Annotated in this window: 8 protein-coding genes; 2 read left to right on the top strand and 6 right to left on the bottom strand. The window is 37.0% G+C overall.

Annotation, left to right across the window (positions count from 1 at the left end; all coding sequences use genetic code 11):
- Positions 1-2: 2 nt before the first annotated feature.
- From gatB to pcrA, 5 genes are read right to left on the bottom strand one after another with little or no spacing between them, the layout of a single operon-like run.
- The gene (gene gatB / locus BW731_RS11200; RefSeq protein ID WP_079348218.1) at positions 3-1,433 is read right to left on the bottom strand and encodes an Asp-tRNA(Asn)/Glu-tRNA(Gln) amidotransferase subunit GatB; all 1,431 of its coding nucleotides are present in this window, start codon (positions 1,431-1,433) and stop codon (positions 3-5) included.
- Positions 1,433-2,902 carry an Asp-tRNA(Asn)/Glu-tRNA(Gln) amidotransferase subunit GatA gene (gene gatA, locus BW731_RS11195; RefSeq protein WP_079348216.1) on the bottom strand — a complete coding sequence of 490 codons (1,470 nt, stop codon included), beginning with the start codon at positions 2,900-2,902 and terminating at the stop codon, positions 1,433-1,435. Before gatA ends, gatB begins: the two co-directional genes overlap by 1 nt.
- Complete coding sequence (gene gatC / locus BW731_RS11190) at positions 2,902-3,207, bottom strand: Asp-tRNA(Asn)/Glu-tRNA(Gln) amidotransferase subunit GatC (RefSeq protein WP_079348215.1); 306 nt, start codon at positions 3,205-3,207, stop codon at positions 2,902-2,904. Before gatC ends, gatA begins: the two co-directional genes overlap by 1 nt.
- Before the next feature lie 13 nt (positions 3,208-3,220).
- Positions 3,221-5,251 carry an NAD-dependent DNA ligase LigA gene (ligA, locus tag BW731_RS11185; protein ID WP_332881444.1) on the bottom strand — a complete coding sequence of 677 codons (2,031 nt, stop codon included), beginning with the start codon at positions 5,249-5,251 and terminating at the stop codon, positions 3,221-3,223.
- 6 nt (positions 5,252-5,257) lie between these two features.
- Positions 5,258-7,501, bottom strand: coding sequence for a DNA helicase PcrA (gene pcrA, locus BW731_RS11180; protein WP_079348211.1), 2,244 nt, complete (start codon positions 7,499-7,501; stop codon positions 5,258-5,260).
- A gap of 134 nt (positions 7,502-7,635) precedes the next feature.
- On the opposite strand from pcrA, the gene BW731_RS11175 reads away from it, so the two are divergent.
- Positions 7,636-7,962, top strand: coding sequence for an inorganic diphosphatase (locus BW731_RS11175; RefSeq protein ID WP_079348209.1), 327 nt, complete (start codon positions 7,636-7,638; stop codon positions 7,960-7,962).
- A 145-nt stretch (positions 7,963-8,107) separates the two neighbouring features.
- Positions 8,108-9,817, top strand: coding sequence for an IS1182 family transposase (locus BW731_RS11170; protein ID WP_079348207.1), 1,710 nt, complete (start codon positions 8,108-8,110; stop codon positions 9,815-9,817).
- Here BW731_RS11170 and BW731_RS11165 read toward each other — a convergent pair.
- Positions 9,779-12,109 carry a DNA translocase FtsK gene (locus BW731_RS11165; protein WP_079348205.1) on the bottom strand — a complete coding sequence of 777 codons (2,331 nt, stop codon included), beginning with the start codon at positions 12,107-12,109 and terminating at the stop codon, positions 9,779-9,781. The two genes, BW731_RS11170 and BW731_RS11165, sit on opposite strands and share 39 nt — an antisense overlap.
- Positions 12,110-12,129: the final 20 nt, after the last annotated feature.

The following is a 12,129-nucleotide window of genomic DNA, read 5'->3' as shown; positions in this document are numbered from 1 at the left end:
ATTTAACGTTTCAATAATTCCTCTTTTAGTAATTTGTTCACGACTCCTGGATTTGCTTTTCCTTTTGTTGCTTTCATAATTTGACCAACTAAGAACCCAACGGCACGATCTTTTCCATTTTTAAAGTCTTCGATTGACTGTTCATTTTTGTCCAAGACGTCATTAATCATTGGTAATAATTGCGCTGGATCAGATAATTGGACTAATCCTTTTGCTTCAACGACTTCTTTAGCGTCGCCACCGTTTTCGATTAATTCTTTAAAGACTTTTTTCGCAATTTTAGAACTAATTGTTCCATCAGCGATTAAGTTAATCATACCAGCAAGATTTTCTGGTGTTAGTTTTGTTTCAAGTAACTCTAAGTGCTCGCTATTTAAGTAAGCTGACACTTCACCCATTAACCAGTTAGAGGCCTGTTTAGCATCTGCTCCGTTATTCACTGTTGCATCAAAGAAGTCTGACATATCACTAGATAGAGTCAATACCATTGCATCGTATTCAGGTAAACCGAGTTCACTCACATAACGAATACGTCTGGCTGCTGGCATCTCTGGTAATGATGCTCTGATTTCTTCCACCCATTCTTCACTAATATCAATTGATGGAATATCTGGTTCTGGGAAGTAACGGTAATCACTTGCTCCTTCTTTAACACGCATCAAGATAGTTGATTTAGTTGATTCATCATAACGACGTGTTTCTTGTTGGATAATGCCACCTGACATTAACACTTTTGCTTGACGTTGTTCTTCAAAAGCAAGTCCTTGTTTCACGTAGTTAAGTGAGTTCAAGTTTTTAAGTTCTGCTTTTGTTCCAAATTTTTCTTGTCCATAAGGTCTTAGAGAAATATTGGCATCACAACGCATTGACCCTTCTTCCATTTTCACATCACTAACACCAGTAAACTGGATAATTGAGCGAATGGCTTCTAAATAAGCATAGGCTTCTTCAGGTGAACGCATATCTGCTTCAGAGACAATCTCAATAAGTGGTGTGCCTTGACGGTTTAAATCAACATATGAATAACCATCAGTACCATGAATATTTTTACCCGCATCTTCTTCTAAATGCACACGTTCAATACGGATTTTTTTCTTTTTACCTTCTACTTCTATTTCAACCCAACCATCATAGCCGATTGGTTTGTCATCTTGAGAAATTTGGTAAGCTTTTGGATTATCAGGATAGAAATAGTTTTTTCTATCAAAATTTGTGTGATGGTTGATTTTACAGTTAAGTGCTAATGCTGCTTTCATACCATATTCAAGTGCGCCTCTATTTAAAACAGGTAAAACACCTGGCATTGAAAAATCAATCACGTTTGTATTAGTATTTGGATCTGCACCAAAGTGAGCGGCAGACGTTGAAAAGATTTTTGATTCGGTTTTTAATTCCACATGGACTTCTAACCCAATGACTGTTTCAAAATTCACTATGCTTTACCTCCTAAAATAACAGGTTGTTTTTTATGGAAATCAGTTGCTTGTTCAAACGCATAAGCTGCTTGATACATTTTTTCTTCATCAAAATGATTTCCGATTAATTGAATCCCAATTGGTAATCCTTCAGAAAATCCGCCAGGAACACTCATCCCTGGTAGGCCAGCTAAGTTAACTGGAATTGTCAAAATATCACGCATGTAAGCTGTGATTGGATCATCTTGAGCAGCACCAAATTCAAATGCCACAGTTGGTGATACTGGTCCTAAAATCAAGTCGTAGTTTTCAAAGACTTTTTTAAAGTCATTGACAATCAAGGTACGAACTTGTCCAGCTTTTCTAAAGTATGCATCATAAAATCCAGCACTTAGAGAGAATGTTCCAAGCATAATACGACGTTTCACTTCGGAACCAAATCCTTCAGAACGTGAGTTAACATATACGTCTTCTAAGTTTGAAATATTTTCTGAACGGTAACCATAGCGAATACCATCAAAACGTTGTAAGTTTGATGACGCTTCTGATGAAGCAATAATATAGTAAACTTCCACGCCATAAACCGCATTTGGTAAACTAACTTCGTCCACTGTTGCACCAAGCGCTTCAAATGTTTTCACCGCTTCTTTTACTGCATGACGAATATCAGGATGAACCCCTTCACCCATGAATTCTTTTGGTACCCCAATTTTCATGTCCTTGATGTCTTGACCAATTAAGTTTGTAAAATCTGGTGTGTCACGACGAGAACTTGTGCTGTCTTTTGCATCATGTCCAGAAATGGCATTTAAAATCATGGCGTTGTCTTCCACCGTACGAGTCATTGGCCCAATTTGGTCTAAACTTGATGAAAAGGCAATTAACCCATAACGAGAAACGCGTCCATAAGTTGGTTTCATCCCCACGATACCGTTAAATGACGCTGGTTGGCGGATACTTCCACCTGTGTCACTCCCTAATGATGCAGGAACTTGTCCAGCTGCCACACTCGCAGCAGACCCTCCTGAAGAGCCACCAGGTACTTTTGTTTGGTCCCATGCATTTTTTGTTTTCTTGAAGTAAGAAGTTTCAGTTGAAGACCCCATCGCAAACTCATCCATGTTTAATTTACCCATAGACACAAGTCCAGCTGATTCTAATTTTTCTACTGCCGTCGCAGAATAAATTGGGTTAAAATTGTACAACATTTTACTTGCTGCGGTTGTTAACACGTCTTTTGTCACGATATTATCTTTAATCCCAATTGGAATACCAGCTAAAGGTGTTAATTCACTACGTGGTGAGTCATCAATTTTTTTCGCTTCTGCTAATGCTTTTTCTTCACTTAATGTGATAAACGCATCAATCGTTGGCTCTGTTTCTTTGATGTAATCAAACCCACTTTTTACAATCTCTTGTGAGCTTAATTCTTTTTTATTTAATGCATCACTTAGTTGTTTTACTGTTAATTGTTGTAACTCAGTCATTATGCTCCTGCCTCCCCGTTATCCATGATTGCTGGCACTTTAATGTAACCATCTTGTGTTTCAGGAACATTGCTAAATAATTCGTCACGGCTTTCACCTTTAATGGCGATGTCTTCTCTAAAGACATTTGTTTCTTCTGTCACACTTGAAGTAAATGGCACATCTGTTGTGTCGACTTGGCTTAAATTTGCCATCATGTCAGTAACTTTCCCTAAATGTTTTGTCATCTCATCTAATTCACTATCTGAAAAACGTAATTTCGATAATTTTGCTACGTGTAGTACTTCTTCTTTTGAAATTGCCATCAAAATTCTCCTTTTACTCTGTTTTATGTGACGCGTTTATGGCATCAACCATTTGTTGTTCGCTCCAAACGTCAATTCCTAATTCTTGTGCTTTGGTTAACTTGCTACCAGCTTCCTCGCCAGCAACAACAATATCCGTTTTTTTCGACACACTACCCGTCACTTTTCCACCTAACGACTCAATCTTTTGTTTGGCTTCAGCTCGTTTAAATTGTGTCAAACTTCCGGTTAAGACAATTATTTTATCTTTAAACGGGGACTCGATTGATGTGATGTCTTCTTTTGTCACACCAAGATACGTCATATTTACCCCAGCTTGTTTTAGTTTGTCAATTTGTTCCAATGTTTCTGGAATCGAGAAATATTTGGTAATACTATCAGCCATCACTGGTCCAATCGTATCAATCGTAAAAATATCTTCTTTATCTGCTTCGATAATTTTATCAATCGTACCAAATTCACTTGAAATAATTTTAGCGGCTTTTGAGCCAACATGTTGAATCCCTAAACCAAACAACAATCGCTCTAATGAATTGCCTTTGCTATTTGCAATGGCTTCTAAAATATTATTCGCTGATTTTTCTTTGATTTTATCAAGCGTTAATAATTGCTCTTGTGTTAGATAGTATAAATCAGCGGCTTGTTTTACCAATTCTTTTTCATACATTTGCTCTAACACACGAGGACCTAAGCCATCAATATTCATCGCATTTCGCGACACAAAGTGATTCAGTCCTTCTTTGATTTGAGCTGGACAGGCTGGATTTAAACATCTTAATGCCACTTCTGACTCGATGCGTTCCAACTCAGCATCACATGTTGGACAATGTGTTGGAAACTCATACGTCTGACTGTCTTCAGGTCGCTTATCTAACACAACTTGTGTGACTTCAGGAATTATATCTCCAGCTTTATGAATCACGACTGTATCCAATAATCGAATGTCTTTTTCAGCGATCAAATCACAATTATGTAAACTCGCTCGAGAAACGGTTGTTCCAGCTAATTGTACCGGATCCATCACCGCAGTTGGTGTCACAACACCTGTTCGTCCAACTGTCCACTCGATGTCTCGCAAGACAGTTTGAACTTCTTCGGCCGGAAACTTATACGCAATCGCCCATTTAGGCGCTTTTACTGTATAACCTAATTCATTTTGCGCGTCAAAGTCATTGACTTTAATCACGATACCATCAATTTCATAATCAAGCGTGTGACGTTTGTCGCTAAATTCGACAATGTATTGCCACACGTCATCAATCGTGGCACAAAGTTCACGTTGATGATTGGTTTTAAACCCTAAACTATCTAGATAATCTAATGCGTCTGTTTGGGTGGTTAATCCTAATTCTTCAGGATTAGCAATCGTATATAAAAACGTACTTAACTGACGTTTGGCTGTGACAGATGAATCAAGTTGACGTAAACTCCCCGCTGCTGCATTACGCGGATTCGCAAACACACTTTCGCCGTCTTTGTCACGTTCCTCGTTTAATCTAACGAACGACTCTTTTGGCATAAAACACTCACCACGAACGTCAAGTGTCACAGGTGTTTGCAGTGATAATGGAATAGAATGAACGGTACGCAAATTTTGCGTAATGTCCTCACCTACAACACCATCTCCACGAGTTGCACCTTGAACAAATTGTCCATTATCATAAGTTAAATTAATCGCCAAGCCGTCAATCTTTAATTCTACCATGTAACTAATTGGTTTGCTCGTGCCTTTTCTCACGCGTTTATCAAAATCACGTAAGTCTTGCTCGTTAAAGGCATTACTTAAACTCATCATCGGTGTCGTGTGCTCGACTTTTTGAAACCCGTCGAGTAATTTTCCACCCACTCGTTGCGTGATAGAGTCACTTGTTACAAGTTCTGGAAACTGCTCTTCTAAACTCACTAATTCTTTGTATAACTTATCATATTCATGGTCACTAACGAGTGGCGCATCTTTCACATAATAAGCGCGTGCCCATTCATTTAAAGTGTGACGTAACTCGCCCACACGTTTTGTTGCCTCATCAATACCCAAAATGGTCACCTCTTTTTAATCTACTTTTGTAATTGGTGCAAAAGCGGCCAATAAACGTTTAATTCCTTGAGAAGGAAATGCCACGTCTAACTCCATATCTTTGGCGTCCCCACTCACTTTAACAACCGTTCCAACGCCCCACGCTTTGTGTTCAACTTTATCACCTGGTTGCCATGGTGCTTTTTCGCCACCTGTTTGTTTTTTCGCCGTAACAGCTGTTGTCGTTGGTTGTTGATACGTTGCACGACGGTATTTTTCACCAATCGGTTTTTGACTAGACACTTTATGGACTGCCCCAACTTTTTCTAACACGTCATCGTCAATTTCTTCTAAAAAGCGTGATGGACGGTTGTATTGTGTGCGTCCATACAACATACGACTTGATGCGTTCGTTAAGAATAATTGCTTTTCAGCTCGGGTAATTCCCACATAAGCCAAACGACGTTCTTCTTCTAGTTCATCGCTTTCTAAAGCAGCACGAGATAGTGGGAAAATACTTTCTTCCATTCCAACTAAAAAGACATATGGAAACTCAAGCCCTTTAGCCGCATGAAGTGTCATAAAAGTGACTTGTCCTTGGTCGTCTTCTAATGAATCAATATCAGAAACAAGTGCCAAATCATTTAGGAATAACGCGAGTTTGTCCTCATCATTTTCACTTTCGTCTTCATAATCTCCCGCTTCATAACGCTTGTCAAATTCTTTGGTTACAGTTAAAAACTCTTCCAAGTTTTCTAAACGTGAATGAGATTCAAGCGAGTTTTGTTTCACCAAATCTTCCTGGTAACCACTTTTATCTAACACTTGTTCGACTAATTCCGTAATCGTTAAAAATGGAATCATCTTTCTTAATTGCATAATCATTTGCCCGAAATTACCAAGCTCTTTTTTAGCTTTTCCTGTAATTGGTGTCAAATCAATGTCAACTGTTGCTTGAAGTAACGACCAACCATGCATATCAGCAAACTCTCTAATTTTTTCAATGGTTCCAGGACCAATACCTCGTTTTGGACTATTAACCACACGCTCAAAACTCAATGAATCCATTTCATTTGAAATCACTTTTAAGTAACCTAAAATGTCTTTGATTTCTTTACGGTCGTAGAACTTATGTCCACCCACCATTTTATAAGGGATATTTGCTTTTAAGAACGTATCCTCAATCACACGGGACATCGCATTCGTCCGGTATAACACACAAAAATCGCCATATGAGCGTTGTTCTTGTTGTTTCAATTGTTGAATGGTGGTCACAATGTATTGAACTTCTTCTCGTTCAGAATTAGCACGATAATACACAATTTTTTCGCCTGATTGATTATCTGTCCATAATTCTTTTTTCTTACGGTTTTGGTTGTGGTTAATCACACTATTTGCCGCTTGTAAAATATGTTTAGTTGAACGATAATTTTGTTCTAGTAAAATTGTTTTAGCATCAGGATAATCTGATTCAAAATCTAAAATATTTTGCATATCAGCTCCACGCCAACCATAAATACTTTGGTCAGCATCCCCCACAACACATAAATTATTAAAACGTTTCGCCAGTAAATTAACCAACGTATATTGAGCATGGTTTGTATCTTGATACTCATCAACGTGAATGTATTGGAATTTATTTTGATAATAAGACAACGTTTCAGGACTTTCCTTAAACAAACGAATCGTTAACATAATCAAATCATCAAAATCCATTGATTGATTATTGCGAAGTTCTTTTTGGTACCGCTTATAGCATGTTGCCACAATCTGTTCAAAATAACCTGTGTAGCGTTCTTCATATAATTCAGGCGTTAATAACTCATTTTTTGCCTGACTGATTTGCGATAAAATACTGCGCGGATCATGTTTTTTTGGATCAATATTTTCTTCTTTTAAAATCCGTTTAATCAATGTCTGTTGGTCACTGGCATCAAGTATCGTAAATTGATGATTGTAACCAATCAAATCGGCATCACGTCGTAACATTCTGACGCACATTGAGTGAAACGTTGATACCCACACATCTTCACCGACCGAACCAAGAATCGAAACCACACGTTCCTTCATCTCTTTCGCCGCTTTATTTGTAAAAGTGATAGCTAAAATATTCCAAGGATTAACCCCTTTTTCATCTATTAAATAAGCCACACGATGTGTTAGTACTCTTGTTTTCCCACTACCTGCACCAGCCATGATTAATAACGGGCCCTGTGTCGTTTGAACGGCAGCTTGTTGTTTGTCATTTAGACCTGCCAATAAATTATGTTTTTGCGTCATTTGGTACGAACACCCTTTCTGATCAAATCCTTTTCTATTATAGCAAATTCTTAAGATAATTTCTTTCTATTTTTCTTTTTGAATTGCTTAATTCGTTAATATGGATTACAATTTATGAAAAAAGGAGAGTAATAATGAGCCGTTTAATAAACGTAACCATAGATAGACCCATTGGCTACAAGAATGAAAAAGGGACTGTTTATCCGATAAATTATGGCTATGTCAAAAATATTATTGCCGGAGATGGTGAAGAACAAGATGCTTATGTCATCTCAAACACGGTCAATGGACCGATTGAATCATTTGAAGGTGTGTTGATTGCAATCGTCAAACGACATGACGACAATGAAACCAAATGGATTATCTCCGCTCCTGGTGAAACATACACAACAGAAGAACTAAGTGACAAAGTCCATTTTATTGAACAATACTTTGATACATCCATCTATTTGGTGAATTAAATACAAAAAGAGGCTGACCCAAAAGTCTCTAGAATAAACTAAAAGGAAGAAAATCTTTTTTCGATTTTCTTCCTTTTTTGACGTAAAAAATAGCACTATCCTATATAATTAAAGTGACGAAACCAACTAAAAAGGAGTGCTATTTATGTATAAGAATTATAACACGAAACAGGTTACTTTATCACTGAATTTAGATATTTATTTAGAAGAAAATGATATCGCTTTTGCGATTGATGAGTTAGTAGAAAGCATCCCTGTGGATGTGTTCTCAGTTTTTGAGCATCGAATGGGAACTTCGTCTTATCATCCAAAAATGATGTTGAAGCTTATTCTGTGTGGCTACACTCAATCTATTTTTTCAGGCAGAAAGATAGAAGCTATGTCTAAAGATAGCATTCGTGCCATGTGGTTAACGCAATCACAGACACCTAACTTCAGAACAATTAATCGATTCAGAGTGAACCCACTGGTTCAACCGATACTTCAAGAATGTTTTATTCAATTTAGAAATCAGCTTGTTTCTCAACAATTAATTGATGAAGAAGCTATTTTTATTGATGGAACAAAGTTAGAAGCCAACGCAAATAAATATACCTTCGTTTGGAAAAAGAGCACACAACGTTATGAAGAATCTTTGAGAGAGAAGTCAAAGTCCTATTATCAACAACTTGTAGAAGATCAAATTATCCCATCTATTTGTTCAGAAGATGATGAGTTAAACACAGGAAATTTAAAACAAATCATTGATGAGTTGGAAATGAAAGTAAGTGATTTAAGTACTAAAATTGAAAATACTTCAGATGTTCAAAAGAGAAAAGAACTTCGTTCTGAGCGTAAAGAGCCTAAAAAAGCATTGAAAGCTTTTTCTGACTTTATCTATAGAAAGCAAAAATATAAAGAACAACATGATATTTATAACGGTAGAAATAGCTACTCTAAAACAGATCATGATGCCACTTTTATGAGAATGAAAGATGACCACATGATGAATGGTCAGTTAAAACCTGGATATAACGTTCAAATTGCAACCAATCATCAATACGTTTTAGCATATGAAACATTTTCAAATCCAACGGATTTTAAAACAATGATTCCCTTCTTAGATACTATCAAGAAATCTTATTTTGACTTACCTAAATACATTGTGGCTGACGCAGGTTATGGTAGTGAAGAAAACTATCAAGCAATTTTAGATGATTTTGAAAGAACTCCATTAATTACTTATACAATGTATCAGAAAGAACACACTAAAAAATATAAACAAAATCCATTCATTCCAGATAACTGGATTTATAATGAATTGGCAGATACTTATATTTGCCCGAATAATCGAGAAGTCAAATTTAGAAATTACTCTACTCGAACGGATAAATCTGGATTCAAAAGACAACTTAAAATATATGAATGTGAGTCTTGTTTAAATTGCCCAGTTAGAGCATTATGTACTCGTGCGAAGAGTAGTAAAAATCGAGTGATTCAAAGAAATGGGAATTGGGAATATTTTAAAGCTCACGTAAGAGAGCTTTTGAAAGAGGATGTCACAGGAGAAATATATCGTCAAAGAAAAATAGATGTTGAACCAGCCTTTGGAAATCTGAAGGCTAATTTGGCATTCAATCGATTCTCTGTAAGAGGAAAAGATAAGATTTCACAGGAGCTGGGATTTGCGTTAATGGCACTAAATTTAAGAAAACTGAGAAAAAATAGGAAGGATATTAGTAAGAGATCACGAAAAAACAAGCATTCTGAAATGAGAGGTTTCATTTTGGAATGCTTGTTTTCTGTAAAGTTACTTTTGGGTCAGCCTCTTCTTAGTTTATTCTTCTATTACCTCATCATCACTATATGTCATTAAGACTTTTCTTGGTTTACTGCCTTCTGAAGCGCCGACAACACCTTGTTCTTCAAGTTCATCAATTAATCGTGCGGCTCGGTTATATCCTATTCTAAATCGACGTTGTAATAGTGAGATACTGGCTGTTTGCATTTCAATGATTAGTGCTTTTGCTTCGTCAAAATATTCATCCAATTCTTCAGTTGAGGCACTACTTGTTGGACTTTCTGAGGGCATCATGTGTTCTTGATAGTCTGCTTCTTGTTGATTGGTCACAAACTCCACAATGTGTTCAACTTCATCATCCGAAATAAACGCACCTTGCACACGAATTGGTTTATTTTCCCCCATCGGAACAAACAACATGTCTCCACGTCCAAGTAATTTTTCCGCACCGTTGCTATCTATAATCGTACGAGAATCAATCCCACTTGATACAGCAAATGCGATACGTGATGGGACGTTCGCTTTAATAATCCCTGTAATAACATCCACACTAGGTCGTTGAGTAGCAAGTATCATATGAATTCCTGCAGCCCTTGCCATTTGTGCTAGACGAATAATCGCATCCTCGACTTCATTACTTGCGACCATCATCAAGTCAGCCAACTCGTCAACGATTACCACAATATAAGGTAAGCTTGATTTATTTTCTCCAGTTGTTTGGTTATGTTTTTTGACCATGTCATTGTAGCCGTTCATGTTTCGTACTCCAAAACCGGCAAACAATTCGTAACGTCTTTCCATCTCTTCTACCACTTTTTGCAAAGCTTGTGCGGCTTTTCTAGGATTTGTCACAACAGGTGTCAACAAATGGGGCACACCATTATAGACATTTAATTCCACCATCTTTGGATCAATCATCATCATTTTAACTTGATGTGGTTTAGCCTTCATTAAAATACTGGAAATAATCGTGTTGATACACACCGATTTCCCACTACCTGTTGAACCAGCTATCAATAGATGGGGCATTTTCGTTAAATCTGCCGTCATCACTTCACCGGAAATACTTCGACCAAGTGGCACTTCAAGTAATAAGTCATCATGATTGTTTTCAGATTCCACAACGTCACGAAATGACACCATACTAGTTGTTTGGTTTGGCACTTCAATCCCAATCAATGATTTCCCTGGAATAGGGGCTTCCATTCGGATATCTTTAGCAGCAAGTGCTAATGCTAAGTCGTCTGTTAATCCCACAATTTTACTTACTTTAACCCCCACAGCCGGTTGGATTTCAAACTTCGTCACAGATGGTCCAAGACTTGCACGAACGACTTTTGCATCTACGCCAAAACTATCGAAAGTTTGTTCTAACACTTTGACGTTTTTTTCAACTAATTTGTATTCAGCACTCTGGTCAGTTAATGGAATATCATTTAATAACTCAACTGGTGGTAATTCATAATCCTCATTTTCTTCCCCTTCAGGTAAGTCAAAAAACAACGGTTGATCTTTTTCCACGTCATCAGTTTTTGGTTTTGGTTCTTTTTTAGGTCTTTCAACAGTTTGTTGAACGCGTTTTTTATAATGATCCTGATAACTATCAATCTCTAGTGTTAACTGTTCTTTCTCCACTTCGTCGTCTTCATTGACAACGAGTTCTTGTTCTTTTTTCTCATGCTCTGTTGATTCTCTGACACGATTTTCAGAAACTTTTGATTGATTTTTCTCATTCAGTTTTTTTTTTTCATCTCGCTCTACCTTTTTTTCTTTAAGCGAATGAAAAAAGTTTGTGCCAAATTCAACCACTTTATCAGCAACTTGAGAGATGCCGATATTTGATACCAGCAATCCTCCAGCAATCATTGCTAAAACGGCCACGACGTATGAACCAGCTTTTGATACTAAAAAATAAGTCACTGTATAAAGCAAGGCACCAATCATTCCTCCACCAACTGATTGTGTCACACTACTTGCTTTTATGTCTGAAGATATTTTTTGCCATGTCATCCCTAAAATATTTGTGTCACGACTGATTTGTTTGAACAAACCAATCTCTAAGAATAATAATAATCCTAAGAAAAAGACAAATAATCCCACTACCAGACTCTTTCGTTTAAACTTTGGGTCTTTGCCCATCAACATCAAAAGGGCACCATATACTATTAAATAAAGAGCCATTACTAAGTGCATGTTCCCAACAAAAAAACGAAACACATTAGTCATCAGCATCCCTAAAAATCCTAATCTTAATCCTCCTAAAATACCAAATACGATAAATGACAGACCAATTAAGAAATAGGTTGTTCGCTCTTGTTGTGCTTGTTGCTTTTTAGTAGGAGCTCTTTTTGTTTTCTTTTTTGCCATAATCTCTCTCCTTTAATTCA

It is taken from the genome of Vagococcus martis, from assembly GCF_002026305.1.
Lineage (GTDB): Bacteria > Bacillota > Bacilli > Lactobacillales > Vagococcaceae > Vagococcus > Vagococcus martis.
This window is presented reverse-complemented; position numbering and strand designations above follow the sequence as displayed.